This is a genomic window from Sediminitomix flava (assembly GCF_003149185.1).
In the GTDB taxonomy this organism is placed as follows: domain Bacteria; phylum Bacteroidota; class Bacteroidia; order Cytophagales; family Flammeovirgaceae; genus Sediminitomix; species Sediminitomix flava.
Genome location: NZ_QGDO01000011.1, coordinates 20,152 through 35,572 on the forward strand (window position 1 = coordinate 20,152; position 15,421 = coordinate 35,572).

The 15,421-nt window shown below is 35.8% G+C and carries 13 protein-coding genes; 2 read left to right on the forward strand and 11 right to left on the reverse strand.

What is annotated here, in order from left to right; translation table 11 throughout:
- Positions 1-18: 18 nt before the first annotated feature.
- From uvrA to BC781_RS24190, 7 genes are all read right to left on the reverse strand, one after another.
- Positions 19-2,865, reverse strand: a complete 2,847-nt coding sequence (uvrA, locus tag BC781_RS24165; RefSeq protein ID WP_245935659.1) for an excinuclease ABC subunit UvrA — start codon at positions 2,863-2,865, stop codon at positions 19-21.
- A gap of 131 nt (positions 2,866-2,996) precedes the next feature.
- Positions 2,997-4,646 (reverse strand): S41 family peptidase, encoded by a 1,650-nt coding sequence (locus tag BC781_RS24170; RefSeq protein ID WP_109622900.1) that lies wholly within the window; start codon positions 4,644-4,646, stop codon positions 2,997-2,999.
- 188 nt (positions 4,647-4,834) lie between these two features.
- Positions 4,835-5,230 (reverse strand): ribonuclease P protein component, encoded by a 396-nt coding sequence (rnpA, locus tag BC781_RS24175; RefSeq protein ID WP_245935660.1) that lies wholly within the window; start codon positions 5,228-5,230, stop codon positions 4,835-4,837.
- A 57-nt stretch (positions 5,231-5,287) separates the two neighbouring features.
- Positions 5,288-5,413: a hypothetical protein gene (locus BC781_RS25815; protein WP_262510279.1), complete on the reverse strand. Its 126-nt coding sequence runs from the start codon at positions 5,411-5,413 to the stop codon at positions 5,288-5,290.
- A gap of 49 nt (positions 5,414-5,462) precedes the next feature.
- Positions 5,463-5,621: a 50S ribosomal protein L34 gene (gene rpmH / locus BC781_RS24180; RefSeq protein ID WP_109622905.1), complete on the reverse strand. Its 159-nt coding sequence runs from the start codon at positions 5,619-5,621 to the stop codon at positions 5,463-5,465.
- Between the two features lie 192 nt (positions 5,622-5,813).
- Positions 5,814-7,202 carry an aldehyde dehydrogenase family protein gene (locus tag BC781_RS24185; RefSeq protein ID WP_109622907.1) on the reverse strand — a complete coding sequence of 463 codons (1,389 nt, stop codon included), beginning with the start codon at positions 7,200-7,202 and terminating at the stop codon, positions 5,814-5,816.
- Positions 7,203-7,469: 267 nt separating this feature from the next.
- Entirely contained in the window at positions 7,470-8,378 is a 909-nt protein-coding gene (locus BC781_RS24190; RefSeq protein WP_109622909.1) for a nucleotidyltransferase family protein, read from the reverse strand.
- A gap of 237 nt (positions 8,379-8,615) precedes the next feature.
- Between BC781_RS24190 and BC781_RS24195 the strand changes: the two genes are divergently transcribed.
- Together BC781_RS24195 and BC781_RS24200 are read left to right on the forward strand one after the other, a co-directional pair.
- Positions 8,616-9,809 (forward strand): M28 family metallopeptidase, encoded by a 1,194-nt coding sequence (locus tag BC781_RS24195; protein WP_158281576.1) that lies wholly within the window; start codon positions 8,616-8,618, stop codon positions 9,807-9,809.
- 6 nt (positions 9,810-9,815) lie between these two features.
- Positions 9,816-10,829, forward strand: coding sequence for a metal-dependent hydrolase (locus tag BC781_RS24200; protein WP_109622913.1), 1,014 nt, complete (start codon positions 9,816-9,818; stop codon positions 10,827-10,829).
- Between the two features lie 65 nt (positions 10,830-10,894).
- Here BC781_RS24200 and BC781_RS24205 read toward each other — a convergent pair whose 3' ends face one another.
- The 4 genes from BC781_RS24205 to BC781_RS24220 form a co-directional block, all read right to left on the reverse strand.
- Complete coding sequence (locus BC781_RS24205) at positions 10,895-11,368, reverse strand: Lrp/AsnC family transcriptional regulator (protein ID WP_109622914.1); 474 nt, start codon at positions 11,366-11,368, stop codon at positions 10,895-10,897.
- Positions 11,369-11,730: 362 nt separating this feature from the next.
- Positions 11,731-12,444, reverse strand: coding sequence for a CAP domain-containing protein (locus BC781_RS24210; protein ID WP_146201773.1), 714 nt, complete (start codon positions 12,442-12,444; stop codon positions 11,731-11,733).
- Between the two features lie 47 nt (positions 12,445-12,491).
- Positions 12,492-13,847, reverse strand: a complete 1,356-nt coding sequence (locus tag BC781_RS24215; RefSeq protein WP_109622916.1) for a sensor histidine kinase — start codon at positions 13,845-13,847, stop codon at positions 12,492-12,494.
- Positions 13,837-15,219 (reverse strand): sigma-54-dependent transcriptional regulator, encoded by a 1,383-nt coding sequence (locus BC781_RS24220; RefSeq protein WP_109622918.1) that lies wholly within the window; start codon positions 15,217-15,219, stop codon positions 13,837-13,839. Before BC781_RS24220 ends, BC781_RS24215 begins: the two co-directional genes overlap by 11 nt.
- Between the last annotated feature and the right edge of the window lie 202 nt (positions 15,220-15,421).

Genomic DNA, 15,421 nt, shown 5'->3' on the forward strand with positions numbered 1-15,421 from the left:
TAGCTTAACAGTTTTCCTTTACTTCAGTTCTTCTCTCAAGAATTTCGCCGTGTGACTTTTCTTATTTTTAGCTACTTTTTCTGGAGTTCCTGTAGTCAAGATTTGTCCTCCGCCACTTCCACCTTCAGGACCAAGGTCAATGATATGATCGGCTACTTTTATGACATCCAAATTATGCTCAATAATCAAGACTGTATTTCCTTTGTCTACGAGCTTATTTAATACATCTAGCAAATGCTGAATATCTTGGAAGTGTAGTCCCGTCGTTGGCTCATCAAGAATATAGAAGGTATTTCCTGTATCTTTTTTAGAAAGTTCTGTCGCCAATTTCACACGTTGCGCTTCTCCACCCGAAAGCGTTGTGGCATGCTGACCGAGAGTTACGTAGCCTAGCCCCACATCATTTAGAGCTTTTACTTTACGTAAGATTTTAGGCTGATTCTCGAAGAATTCGACTGACTGCTCAACAGTCATATCCAATACATCTGAAATAGACTTCCCTTTGAAACGAACTTCTAATGTCTCACGGTTGTAGCGTTTTCCTTTACAAGCTTCGCATTCCACGTATACATCAGGAAGAAAATCCATTTCAATGAGCTTCTTTCCTCCACCTTGACATTCTTCGCAACGTCCACCTTTCACATTAAAGGAGAAACGTCCTGGTTTATATCCTCTGATTTTTGATTCTGGAAGACTTGAGAATATTGCACGAATGTCTGTAAACATCCCTGTATAAGTTGCAGGGTTTGAACGAGGTGTTCTACCAATCGGTCTTTGATCTATCTCAATGACCTTATCTAAATGTTCTAAGCCTTCAATAGACTTATAACTCATTGGCATTTTCTTCGAACGATAGAAGTGTTGATTCAGAATTGGGTAAAGCGTATCATGAATCAAGGTAGATTTTCCACTTCCCGAAACTCCCGATACGCAAATCATTTTCCCAAGCGGGAATTCTACACTGACATTTTTAAGATTATTTCCTGAAGCTCCTTTCAGAACTAATTTATGTCCATTCCCTTCTCTACGTTCTTTAGGAACAGCTATTTCCTTGACTCCATTTAAGAATTGTGCTGTCATGGAGTTTTGTGCAATGAACTTGGCAGGATTACCTTCAGCAACTACTTTTCCACCGTGAATACCAGCCCCTGGACCAATATCTAAAATGTGATCCGACTCAAGCATCATATCTTTATCATGCTCTACAACAACGACAGTGTTCCCTAAATCACGAAGGTCTTGAAGAGAACTGATCAGTTTCACATTATCTCTTTGGTGTAGCCCGATACTTGGCTCATCCAAAATATAAAGCACACCTACGAGCTGTGTACCAATCTGAGTAGCCAAACGAATACGCTGCGCTTCCCCACCCGAAAGAGTTTTTAGTGGTCTATTCAAATTTAAATATCCTAAACCAACGTTGAGTAGAAACCCTAATCGCTTTCTAATTTCTTTTAGAATCTCAGTAGCAATTGCATTTTGCCTTTCAGTCAGACGGTCTTCTAAGCCTTCAAACCACTGCCCTAGAGACTCCAAGTCCATTTCTGAGAGCTCTGCAATATTCTTATCTGCAATTTTAAAATGTAGAGATTCTTTCTTTAATCTCCCTCCATTACAGCTCGGACAAGTACTGATTACCGTAAACTCTTCAGCCCACTCACGTACTTTGTCAGAACCACTTTCTATATGCTTTCTGAGGTAATTAATTACCCCTTCAAATTTCGTATTCCATTCCGTTCCCGGATATTTCACCGATGCCAAGAACAATTCTTCATCAGAACCATACAGAAGTTGTTGCATTACTTCTTCAGGTAAATCTTTGATCGGTGTTGAAATATTGAATTTATAATGCTTCAATAGGGCATCAATCTTCTTGAAAATCCAAACATCTCTGTATTCTCCTAGCGGAGCAAGTGCTCCTCTACTAATGCTCAACTCTGGGTCTGGAATAATAGACTCTCTTGAGAATTCTTCTATTTGTCCTAAACCATTACATTCTGGACAAGCACCATACGGAGAGTTGAAAGAGAACATATTTGGCGCAGGCTCATCATATGAAATTCCTGACACAGGGTCCATCAAGAATTTTGAGAAATGTTGAACTTGCTTTTCTTCGGGAAGATCGGGGAAGTAGGCCATCATAATTCCTTTGGCTTGAACCATAGCCGTTTTGATGGATTGTACAATGCGGAATCTATCTTCCTCTTTTACGACAACTCTATCGATAACAATTTCTACATCATGTGTCTTGTATCGGTCAAGTTGCATTTTTGGAGCTATCTCTACAATTTCTCCATCTACACGAACCTTATTGTAACCTTGCTTTCTGATCTGAACAAATAGCTCACGGTAATGACCTTTACGACCTTTGACCACTGGAGCCAAAATCACCATTTTTTGATTAACAAACTTATCAAAGATCACTTCAATGATTTGATCTTCTGTTTGTTTGATCATCTCTTCACCAGAAATATAGGAATAAGCAATACCTGCACGTGCAAAAAGCAAACGCAAGAAATCATATACTTCAGTAGTTGTACCTACCGTAGAACGTGGGTTACGTGATGTTGTCTTCTGTTCGATAGAAATCACAGGACTCAAACCTTCAATTTTATCTACATCAGGACGTTCCATATTCCCGATAAATGAACGAGCGTAGGCAGAAAAACTCTCCATATAACGGCGTTGTCCTTCTGCATAAATCGTATCAAAAGCCAATGAAGATTTACCACTTCCACTGATTCCTGTTACAACCACAAGTTTATTTCTAGGAAAACTGACACTGATGTTTTTGAGGTTATTCTCTCTCGCCCCGTAGATCGCGATTTCCTCTTCTTGAAGATTTTTCTTGTCCGCTTTTTTCACGATTACCCGATTTATTTGTTGGTTCAACGGTAAAGGTAAGGATTTGTCTTGAATCTATTATAAAACAAACTACCCTTACCGTTAAGTAAACAACAGTAAGGGTAGATTGATTGGTATAAACTTTTTAAAGCTTAATTTCCAGAAAGGATTTTATTGTAACGTTCAGTATCATTCAATACATTGATTGCCTCTGTTAGGTCATCATCATAGTCAAATGAAGCTTCAATTTCTCCTCTCTGCAAGTAATATCTTTTCGCAATTTCTGTTTCTAAAATTGCTTTAATTTCATCTTTGAATTTGTACAAATCAGATGCTTTATCAGAAGATATTTTTTTAGAAAGTGCATCTATTTGCTCTTTGATTCCATCGTAATAACGATCTTCTTTAGCTGCATCTTCTAAACTGATAAGTGCATTTTCTACTTGGGTTTCGTAGTTGTAATCTTTTTCTTTTAACCACTCTACAAAGTCCTCGTACTCTTCATCTGTCAACTTAAACTCCTTTGCATCAGGAATTGTCTTTGTATTGAAATGAAAAACAGTAGCATAATCGAAGATGTGTCCTTTGAGTACCAATGCTCTAGTAATTTGAGCTGGCATTCTCATGTCTACAGTAATGTCTGGAGCTACTCCACCACCATCATACACTGTTCTGCCATTTGCAGTTTCAAAAGCAACTCTCAATGAATCTGGAACTTTGTTCGCATGCCCCTCTCCATCTCTGTGCGCATAGTCAATCGCTTGAATACATCTTCCGCTAGGAATATAATATTTGGCTACAGTAACTTTTAGTTTTGAGTTATATTCTAGGTCACGAGTAGCTTGTACCAAACCTTTTCCAAAAGAACGTTGGCCAACCAAGACCCCTCTGTCATAATCTTGAATCACTCCAGAAACAATTTCTGCTGCCGAAGCACTATTTCCATTGATCAGAACTGCTACAGGTATATCTACATCAATTGGACGATTATTACCTTTATGCGTTTTATTCCACTCTGTTCTTTTACCTTTCATCGTTACGATATCCGAACCTTTAGGTAAAAACATATTGGAAATATTCACAGCCTCTTGTAAAAGTCCTCCTGGGTTCCCACGTAAGTCGATAATGATTTTTTCAGCTCCTTGACTTTTCAAATCCTTCAAGGCTTCACCAACTTCTTTACTTGCTGTACGCGTAAAATCTGTTAACTGAATTAATCCGATATCATTATTAACCATACCGTAGTATGGTACATTTTTAAGCTGAATGTTTTCACGTACAAGGTCTACATTGAAAGGTTCATCAACCCCAAAACGTTTGATATTTAGAGTCACTTTTGACTTCGCTTGTCCTTTTAAAAATTTGCTTATCTCTTGTGTGTTGTTCTCATCTACAGTACGACCATCAACAGCCAAGATTTCATCTCCAATCTGAAGACCAGCCTTGTGCGCTGGATATCCTTCATTTGGCATCAACACTGTTACTTTTCCATTATGAGCACCAACAACAACCCCAAGTCCACCATATTCACCAGTGGTCATGGTACGATAATCTTCAATCTTATCTTCTGGAATATAATTCGTGTAAGGGTCTAAAGTCTGTAGCATAGCCTCAATCCCAGTATTCATAAGTGTAGTAGGATTGACATCTTCCACATAATAGCTATTCACTTCTTGATACAACTTGGCAAAGATTTGCATATTCTTTGCGATCTCGAAGTAACGATCTGTAGGTGTAAATGAAAAGAAGATTGCCGCAATACTCAGAAGCCCCCCGACAAGTAACTTGTGTTTCTTTTGCATGAGAATTATTTGTACGTAGGTTAATTGTTCAGATACATGATCGAGTAAGAAACTCCATGTATATCAATAAAGCCTAATGGCTGGTTGAAAATATTTAGTTTAAGTTACAAAATATTTAACCAGAAAATCATGAAGATAATTGGCCTTGTTTACATCTGTCAAAAATTGTGCTTTTTTAACAAACTAATCTAGGCTTTTTCTCCAAGTGTATATAGGAGTTTACGTAGTTTTCGATCCATTAGGTCAAAAGGTTCAATCTTTTTCCCTACATATACCACACCAATAGCATGTAATGAAGTTCCCGATTCTTCGAGAATTGCTTTGTGTAATCTATAATTTTCACGGATCATTCTTTTGATACGGTTTCGGTCTACGGCATGTTTAAAATTTCTTTTAGAAACCGAAACTAAAAATTCAGGGTATACAAAAGAAGTCGTCTCAGAGGATTGAGAAGATGGGAGGTAATATAATTTGAAAGGGTAAGAGAACACCGAAGAACCTTCGGTGAACATTTCTTGTATGACTTTACGGCTTTTCAATTTTTCCTTACGAGGAAAATTCTGCTGTCTCGTCTTTATTTTCATAGACAATGCCATAACAACCTTCCTGTCGGAAAAGAAAAAGGGGCATAATCCTTAAGATTATGCCTCAGCTTTTGCGTTTCTTTCGTAACGAGCCATTACAGTCTCAGCTTTCGCTACCTGACCTTTGTTGTAGTTCAAAGTCTCTTTGTTCTTTAGGATCTTTTTTGCTACTCTCTTTTTCATAATTCTAATATTTTGAAGTGATTGTTTACTTTACGAAGCTATTTAGCAATTACGCTTTGTGCTTTCTTTCGTCAGAAACAGTCAATTTTTTTCTTCCTTTTGCTCTTCTAGAAGCTAACACGTTTCTTCCACCTGGAGTAGACATTCTTGATTTGAATCCGTGCTTATTTTTTCTTTTTCTATTCGAAGGTTGAAATGTTCTTTTCATCTTTTCTCGCTATTAAATTTTTACGGCTTGCAAAGCTACATATTTATTTTTTAAATACCAATATAGCCTTCCGTTAATAGATTTATTTTCAAGATATTGCAATTAAAGCACCTCTAAATCGGTGTTTTATAGCGCTTTATTTAGAAAAATTAAAGCTTAAGAGGGCCTAATACAATCAAATTTACGGCTCAATTATTCCCCTTGATGGATATACTCACTCCTTCTGAATTGGTATACTTTAGGGTTAACGAACGCTCTTATACCTAAGTGTAGCATTCCCATATTGGTTCCTGAGTTTTTACGCCCAGTCCATGACAGTCTCGGACTTTTGCGATCACAACAGTTCCAATAAACCGTACCACAGTTGATTTGTTCGAGCACAAAATCTGCTTCTTCTTTTATATCTGAGAAAACCGAGGATGCCAAACCAAAGTTTGTATCATTCATAAAATGAATTGCCTCATGCGGACTAGCTACTTTTTGAATACCAATCACAGGTCCTAAGCTTTCATCCTTCATGATAAACATATCATGATTTGCATTCCCTAGAACCGTTGGCTCAAAGTAAAAACCATCTCTATCGATTCGTTTCCCTCCAGTATAGCAAACTGCTCCTTTCTCTAAAGCATCCTCAATATGTTCTTCAAGAAGTCTGATCTGACGTTCATGTATAAGAGGTCCTAAGAATGTATCTTTCTTTTGTGGATCGCCAACCTTGTACGTTTCTATTTGAGCCAAAAACTCTTCTATAAAGCGATCATAAATGGCATGATGTACATAAATTCTGGCTACAGAATTACAGCTTTGTCCATTGTTCTTAAATACAGCTCTTGCTATTTGCTTTACTGCCTTCAGCAAGTTTTCAATATGCTTAGAAACAAATACAGCATCTTTACCACTTAGTTCCATATGACATGGTACTATTCTGTGTGCAAGTTTATGCTGAATCTTTTTACCTGTACGGTGCGAAGCCTTTACAAAATAGGCATCAAGAGGCATATCTAAGATTTGCTTAGCGGTATCTCCATTTCCTATAATTGTTTTGAAAGCATTTTCGGGAATACCTGTATCATACAAGAGTTCTTGTAGCTTCAATCCACTCAAGAATGAGAATCTTGATGGTTTATACATTACAGCATTTCCAGAAAGCAATGCTGGAATGATCACATTTACGGCATATAAGTAAGGTCTACTCCAAGCGGCAATAACGCCAATGACTCCTTTAGGTTCGTATATTATTTTTTCCCTAAACTCATCATCTTCCACCAACACTTCATCTTGTAAATGTTGGATTGCATTGTTCAAGAAGTAAGCTATTCTATCTTTGGCGTCATTGATCTCTTCTATTGCTTGTAAAATAGGCTTTCCAGTCTCTTTTGTAACTATTTCTGCCAGCTTTTCTTTTTCTTGCTCAAGCAGTAAGTATAGTTTCTCAATACAAACAAGCCTACGGTCAATAGACGTCTTTTGCCATTCTTTCTGCCCGTCTCTCAAATGCTTGAGAATTGCAGATAAATCACGAGTTTCCTCGAATGTAGATATAACCTTTTGAGTAGACGGATTAACAGTTTCAAATACCATTACACTATTATTGTTTACACAAATTAGGTGTCAGCCCTAAAAAGATAACTTATTGCTGTTATACGCAATTCCGTTTTTTTCTTTACAGCTTAAACAAATTTTAAGTTTCTAGTTTAGAATTTTAATGAATCAACTAAGTCGTTAATCTATTTCTGTGCGATATTAAGCACTAGAGCGAATGGATAAAACTTTATCTTTAAATAAAATTGCATAAAAAAATCTCATGCTTATTTCAAACATGAGATTCTTTTGATTTGAGAAAACCAATTACCACAAAGGTGCTTGATAAACTTCTTCATCTACTAGTTTTTGGATTTTATCTACAGCGATTTCCTTATCTTCCTTATAAGTCACTCCAAACCATTTTGCATCGGTTGTCAGTACTTTAAATTTAGAAACGCCTTCTTGAATCATAGTATTTACTACTGATGGTAAATAAAACTCTGATTTCAATTCATTTCCTCTTGCTTTAATGAATAGCTCGAATTCTCTTTCAAAGTATTCAAACGCAGCAGGAGTAAAGCCCATCAAATTCATAGAAGCTACTGAGTCTGGAGAAAGCGTATGATCTTCTTGATCATCATCTCCTAAATACTCAATGTGATCTCCTACAGTCTTAATTTGTGTTCTCTCTGTGATAGACTCCAAATTATCTGCATTATCTACAACACAAATACCTCTTGATACAGAACCAAATTCCGATAATGTGTTTTCTAAGCGGTAACCAACCATACATTGCTCAGAGACATCTGATGGATTTAGTTTCACTAAGAAATCAGCCATTGTCTTAAATGCATCACTTCCATAGAAGTCATCGGCATTAATTACAGCAAAAGGTTCTTGAATTTTATCTTTAGCTACCATTACAGCGTGTCCTGTTCCCCAAGGTTTCACTCGGTCTGCAGGTAACTCCACTCCTTCTGGTAAATTATCCAACTCTTGGAAAACATATTCTACTTCAATTTTATCAGAGAATTTGTTAAAGATTTCATTCTTAAACTCTTCTTCTAAAGATTCTCTAATAACGAAGACCACTTTACCAAAGCCTGCTCTAATAGCATCGTAGATCGAATAATCAATAATTTTTTCTCCTGAAGGCCCAAACTTATCGATTTGCTTTAGTGACCCATATCTACTTCCCATGCCTGCGGCTAGTACTAAAAGCGTTGGTTTCATATTATATTTACAGTTCTTGATTTTGTCAAAGCACAAAATTCTTTTTGCAAAGAATTTGGCAAAGTTAATGATTTTCAGATTAATTGAAAGGGATTTCAAAGTGTAGAAAAGCGATTCATTAAAAAATGACTCCCTTTTATTCTTAAAAACAGAAGTTCTATTTAAATGATAAGAATCCGTCTATTTTTTTTCTCTATGCTGTTCATTTTTTCTTGTTACACATCGATTGGACAGGATATGAAAGCAGTTAAAAAACATATTAAATATTTATGTTCTCGAAAATTACATGGTAGAGGTTATACTTTCCAAGGTAGTGATAAAGCTGCGGAATATATCTTTAATTTTTACAAATCAAGGTCTCTAAAATCCTATACTGATTCATACTTTCAAGAATTCCCTCTGAGTATAAACACATTTCCTTTAAAGCCAAAACTCAAAATTGATGATAAGAAACTTAAAGTTGGAAGAGATTATATTCCTGTTTCTACATCTGCAAATGGCGAAGCTATAACCAATCTTTTATTCTTAGCCGATTCTATTTTTGAGAATCCACCAAACGACTTATCACATCTAAATTTAGAAGATCATGCGCTAGTCATATCCGATAATTATGCCAACAAACTCTTTACACTACCAAAGTCATTCGTTTCTCAATTGATAAGAGCAAAAGCCCTCATATTTTCTACTGACAAACTCACTATGGGAGTTGGCAGATATCAACTTCCAATCCCTCAATTCTATATTTTGGAAAAGCATATCAAAGATGGTGCTAAAATAGATTTTGAGCTCAAAACAGAATTCAAAGAAGATTATTTGAGTAAAAATGTCATCGGATATATCGAAGGGAGTAGTAAAAATGATTCGTCCATCGTTTTTTCAGCGCATTATGACCATTTAGGAAGCATTGGAAAAAAAGTCTATTTCCCTGGAGGGAATGACAATGCCAGTGGAGTAGCTATGATGTTGGAGTTAATAGATTTCTACACTAAAAATCCACCAAAGTATAATGTTGTTTTTATGGCATTCGGGGCTGAAGAAGTCGGGCTTATAGGTTCAAAATATTATGTAAGTCATCCGCTCTTTCCACTTGAAAAGATTCGTTTCTTAATCAATATAGATTTGATGGCTTCTGGAGAAGAAGGTATGACAGCTGTAAATGGAAGTATTTTTAAGAAAGAATTTGAAGCTATTAAACGCATTAATGACAAACACAGCTATTTACCTTTGATAAATGCTAGAGGTAAAGCGGCAAACTCTGACCATTACTTCTTTACCGAAACAGGTGTTCCTTCCTTTTTCTTTTACTTAATGGGAAATTGGAAAAACTATCATGACATCTACGACACAAGAAAACTTCCTCTTAATCGATTTTCTGAAACATTTCAGTTGATTGTAGACTTTGAAGAATATTTAGAAAGTGGAAAAATATAACAAACAATGGACTCTTTATCTCAATTTGTATTAGGTGCAGCAATCGGAGAAGTCACTTTAGGAAAAAAACTAGGAAATAAAGCTTTACTGCTAGGCGGAATTGCTGGTACTATTCCTGATTTGGATGTTCTCTTCAATCCTTTTTTAGATACAGTAGGCGAACTCACTTTTCATAGAAGTGTATCACATTCTTTACTCTTTATGGTCATTGGAGGATGGTTATTCGCTTGGCTTGCCAAAAAATGGTCTACATCTATTTCATTCAACCGATGGTATGTTTTCTTCTTTTTAGCCTTTTCAACACATAGTTTATTGGATTGTTGTACGACTTGGGGTACTCAACTTTTTTGGCCATTCTCTTCCTATGGTGTAGCATTTTATAATGTCTTTGTCGTTGACCCTCTTTACACTATTCCATTTTTAATAGCATTACCTATTCTCTTATTTCTAAAAAAGGAAAATCCTACTAGACAGAAATTAGTGAATCTTGCTTTAGGCTTAAGCACATTATATCTCATTTTCGGATTTAGTATGCAACAAATCGCGACAAGTCACTTTAAAACTGCATTGGAAGATAAAGGTGTAAAAATCAATAGGTATATCACAAAACCAACTCCATTCAATACACTTCTATGGAGTATTACTGCCGAAACGGAAGAAGGTTACTACACTGGTTTTTATTCTGTTTTAGATGATAGTCAAAACGAAATATCATTTGGCTTTGCGCCTAAAAATCATGATTTATTAAAACCATATTCTGACCATAAAGACCTCCAACGTTTACTCCAAGTGACAAAAGGTTTTTATACTGTAGAAAAAGCAGGTGAAAAGCTATTGGTCAATGATCTCAGGTTTGGACAATTCAATGGTTGGCTAGAAGCAGATGAAGCTCCCGAATATGTTTTCATTTATCAAGTCATTCCTTCCGAAGATGGTATTTTCATTACCCAAGATGATTATAGAAAAGTACCTGATGAAGCTTATATGAAAGAATTTTTCAATAGAGTTGCTGGAAAATAGATTAAAATAAAAAAGGAGTGATTAACTAAATTAATCACTCCTTTTAAAAACACTAAAACATAGTGTTATGGGATTGGAATTGTATTACTATCTTTTGGTGTAGACAATACGACCATAGACTGTACATCATCAATTTCCTCAATAGCACTGATCTTATCCAGTAATACTTTCTGATAAGTTTCAATATCTGAAGTAATGATTTTCAGTAAGTAATGGCTATTTCCTGTTACTTGATGACATTCAATCACTTCAGGAATCTCATTTGCCTTTCTCAAGAACTCTTCCGTATTTTCCTTGTTGTACTTAGCCAACTTCACATTTACAAATGTTGTCACACCAAGCCCTAAAGCTTTAGTATTCAATTTAGCGTGATAACTCTGTATAATCCCCGCATTCTCAAGCTTTTTAACTCTCTCCAAAGTCGGAGCTGGAGACAGTTCAATATCTTTTGACAATTGCGCATTTGTAATTTTTGCATGACGCTGAAGGATATCGAGTATCTTTCTATCTGTCATATCTAACTTTGCAGACGCACTCATGATCTTCGTGGTTTTAAATGGTTAAAAAACTCCTGCTTATACCTTAATGTCGGAAAAAATGGAGTATCAATTTACTTGTGCTATAAATCCTCTCTTCTATAGTCAAAACAAATATATTGATAAATTATTCTGCATTCAATCTATTTAATGAAAAATAATTCTCCCTATATCTTATTCCACCTTATTTTATTACAAAACGATGACTTTAATTCCCTGTAAGAAACAATTCTGCTCTTAAATAGAAGTCGTAATCAGTATCAATGATGCAAATGTAAAATTTTTGAGAAAAAAGGCACAAGTAATAATTAAATATTTCCTAAGTCAACATAAAAGATTGTTTTGCTTATCCCTCAGAAGATTGATTATTTATTTTGGCCTTCGTCTTCTTTGAAGTATGTAAAAAAATTCTGAGTACTATAAACTTGAGGTACTTGATCCTGTTTTTTCACTTTTTTAGGATAGTTTCCACAGCCCAAATGAGTAAACTTAGGATTGAGAATATTGGCTCTATGTGGCTTGGAGTCCATCCACATTTTTACTATTTGCACTGCCATTTTTGCATAAGTTCTGATCGTTATAGGCTTCCCTTGATACTCTAAACTAAAATAACCCTTATTTACAGATGGAGGAAAGTACGATTGGTCTTCAAGTGGATACATCAAGCCAATTGCTATATTTTCGGCACAAACTTGCCAATGTACGCCTTCTTTTTCTAAACGCTTTGAAGTTGTTTCTCTTCCTTTTTGAGGGTTTGAATGACTAAAAAAATCACCTTTTGACATGTCTTCCGAATGAAGAAGGCTTGCCCTCTCGGCTTCTTTAGAATAAATGAATAAAGGAAGTTTTTTCTTTGCTCGCTCTCTGTTTGTTTCATAAAAAATAGCGGCATTTAGAAGAGGAATATCAAGTGTTTTTGAGTCTAGATTTTCTGAAAAGGCTTCATAAGAAGTATAACTTTTATAAGTATACTGATCATACATTTCTACATTCCAAGCTGATCGTTCACTAGAATTAAAACTTGTGAACAATAGCAAAAAACTAAGGCATACAATAATACTTAACTTCTTATTTCTCATTGTGTCAACTACCACTCTACTTTGATTCTATATTAAGAACGTTAGAATCAGAATTTTAATATAAACTCTGTTCCTTCTCCAACCTTTGAGTGGACAGTTATGGTTCCTTTATGGTATCGCATAATTTGTTTTGACAAACTTAAACCGATACCTGAACCCTTTGGTTTTGTTGTGAAAAATGGAATGAATATACGGTCTAGTGCTTCACTATCAATCCCTGCACCATTGTCACGAACTTTAATTTCAGGCTTACCTGTTTGCGGATTAACCTTAGCTTTTAAGGTAATACATTTAGGCTCTGACTTTGTTTGAGTCTCAAAAGATTGAATCGCATTTTTGACCATATTGATCAGAACTTGCTCAATTTGCCCTGCGTCAACAGTTATCAGAAGAGACTCTGGATCAACGATTGTATTCAATGAAATATCACACCCATTGCACTCCGAATCCATGAGCAAACGGATATGAGCAAATATATCTTCGACTCTCGTATGAGCTAATTTAGGTTCTGGTACATGAGTCAGACTTCTAAATTCATTTACAAATCTGATCAATGACTCACTTCTTTTTTGGATAACTTGAACAGCCTCTGTAAAATCTTCTAGTTCTTCTTTCTCAATATCATCTTCTTTCTCCATCAAATATTCAAGCTCTCCTTCCAATGTACCTGCTAAAGAAGAGACAGGCGTTACAGAGTTCATAATTTCATGTGTCAAAACTCGAATTAAGTTTTGCCATGCTTCCATTTCCTGTTCTTCTAATTCATTATGAATATTCTGAAAAGTGGCTAATTTATATTCTTTCCCTTGAAGATAAAGTTCGATAACATAGATAGCTAGCTGTACTTTCTCTTTCCCTACTTGTACTCTCACTAACGTTCTGGCTCCTGTTTTCAGATTCTTTAATGCCTCATAAAGTTCTTCACTAAAGTCTTCCAATTCGTGTACAAAACGAATCGATTGAAAACGAAGAAGTCTTTTTGCTGCATTGTTAACTATCTGAATTTTACCTTGAGAATCGAAAGACAAAACACCAATTCCTACATGATGAATGATGTTTTTCAAGTATTGATAATGAGATTCTTTTTCAGCTCTAATTTCTCTAAAACGGGCTAATACTTTATTAAACTCTTGGTTCAAATCAGCAAATGAAGCATCCGTATTTTCAGAACGGTAGGTACTCGAAAGATCATCATAACGAATAGAATTGAAAAAGCTGATCATTTCTTGATTTGAACGATCAACCAAATTTATCAATGCTAAAGTCTGATAAACAACCAAAATACCCAATAGAATACCTGTTCCATACATATGCTCATAAAAGAGCGCAGTCATGAAATAGATACTAACACAAAGCCCAAGTACGCGGGCAATTATATTTTGTCTGAAATTCTTAAAGCCCATGCTTCTCCAATCGTCTGTATAAAGATGCTCTCGTCAAGCCCAAAGCTTTAGCTGCTTTTGAAATATTCCCAGAATGCTTACTAATCACTTTCTGGATCACCATTTTCTCTACTGTTTCCAAGTCATATTCTGAGAATTCAAACTCTGCTTCATCACTTTTCTCAATTAAGAACATGAAATCAACAGGTTGTAAAACATCTCCATCTGCCATAATCACGGCTCTTTCGATGGCGTGTTGCAACTCTCTGATATTTCCTGGCCAATGGTATTTCTGTAGTTTCTTTAAAGCTTGTGCCGAAAGATCTCTGATGTCTTTTCTATACTTTTTACTGTACAACTGTGTGAAGTGAGTAGCCAAAGCAGGAATATCCGAAGCTCTTTCACGAAGTGCTGGCAGATTTATTTCTACCGTATTCATACGGTAGAGCAAATCTTGACGGAATTCGTTACGCTCAACCATTTCATGTAAGTGCATATTTGTAGCACAGATCAGACGGATGTCGATCGGAATTACCTTATTCGCTCCTACACGAGTTACTTCTCTTTTCTGAAGTACAGTCAACAGCTTAGACTGCAAAGGCATTGATAGGTTACCGATTTCATCTAAAAAAAGTGTTCCTGAGTTCGCAATCTCAAAACGCCCTGCCCGATCTTCTTTCGCATCGGTAAAAGCTCCTTTTTTATGTCCGAATAACTCACTTTCAAAAAGTGTTTCAGTAACCGCACCCATATCTACACTGATAAAGACATTGTCTTGTCTCAGTGAATTTTCATGAATGGTTTTTGCAATTACTTCTTTTCCCGTTCCGTTTTCTCCCAAGATCAATACATTGGCATCTGTCTGTGCAACTTTATTGATAAGGTTGAATACATCTACCATCTTTTCAGAATTTCCGACGATAGTTGTCTCACCACTTGACTGCTTTAGAGCTGTAGTTAATTGTGCTTTTTCAGCCTTCAAATCCTCCACTTGGTTGTAAGATTTTCTGAGCTTTACCGCAGAAGTTAGCGTAGCAATCAACTTTTCATTTTGCCATGGTTTCATTACAAAATCAGTTGCACCAGCTTTCAGCGAACGGACAGCCATTTCTACATCACCGTAAGCCGTAATCATGATTACAACTGCTTTCGGATCAATTTCCAAGATTTGTTCTAGCCAATGAAATCCTTCTTTACCCGAAACTGTATCACGAGTAAAGTTCATATCTAAAAGAATAACATCGTATGAATCATGATTCAGAAGAAAAGGGATTTTACCCGGATTTTTCTCAACTTGTACCAAATCTGCATGCTTTTTAAGTAGCATTTTGGCAGCAATCAATATATCTTCATTATCATCTACGATGAGGATTTTGCCTAGTGGCTTGCCCATAACAATTAAGTATTTAAATCAAGTAATAAACGGTCGGAAAAAGCGAACTTCGCTGTTAAAGTCTTTAGGTGGTTAAAAAAAGAAACTATATTTCTAGCATACCTCAAAAGAAATCCCTCTCAATATTTATAACAAAATATTCACAAAGCTCGATAGTGTCTAAAAATAAGAAGTATTTATGGTTTTTGCAGAAAAAATCACC

Coding starts and splice junctions, on each gene's coding strand:
- BC781_RS24170 (WP_109622900.1), bottom strand. CDS start 4,646: ATGCAAAAGAAACACAAGTTACTTGTCGGGGGGCTTCTGAGTATTGCG.
- rnpA (WP_245935660.1), bottom strand. CDS start 5,230: ATGAAAATAAAGACGAGACAGCAGAATTTTCCTCGTAAGGAAAAATTG.
- BC781_RS25815 (WP_262510279.1), bottom strand. CDS start 5,413: ATGAAAAAGAGAGTAGCAAAAAAGATCCTAAAGAACAAAGAGACTTTG.
- rpmH (WP_109622905.1), bottom strand. CDS start 5,621: ATGAAAAGAACATTTCAACCTTCGAATAGAAAAAGAAAAAATAAGCAC.
- BC781_RS24185 (WP_109622907.1), bottom strand. CDS start 7,202: ATGGTATTTGAAACTGTTAATCCGTCTACTCAAAAGGTTATATCTACA.
- BC781_RS24190 (WP_109622909.1), bottom strand. CDS start 8,378: ATGAAACCAACGCTTTTAGTACTAGCCGCAGGCATGGGAAGTAGATAT.
- BC781_RS24195 (WP_158281576.1), top strand. CDS start 8,616: ATGAAAGCAGTTAAAAAACATATTAAATATTTATGTTCTCGAAAATTA.
- BC781_RS24200 (WP_109622913.1), top strand. CDS start 9,816: ATGGACTCTTTATCTCAATTTGTATTAGGTGCAGCAATCGGAGAAGTC.
- BC781_RS24205 (WP_109622914.1), bottom strand. CDS start 11,368: ATGAGTGCGTCTGCAAAGTTAGATATGACAGATAGAAAGATACTCGAT.
- BC781_RS24210 (WP_146201773.1), bottom strand. CDS start 12,444: ATGAGAAATAAGAAGTTAAGTATTATTGTATGCCTTAGTTTTTTGCTA.
- BC781_RS24215 (WP_109622916.1), bottom strand. CDS start 13,847: ATGGGCTTTAAGAATTTCAGACAAAATATAATTGCCCGCGTACTTGGG.
- BC781_RS24220 (WP_109622918.1), bottom strand. CDS start 15,219: ATGGGCAAGCCACTAGGCAAAATCCTCATCGTAGATGATAATGAAGAT.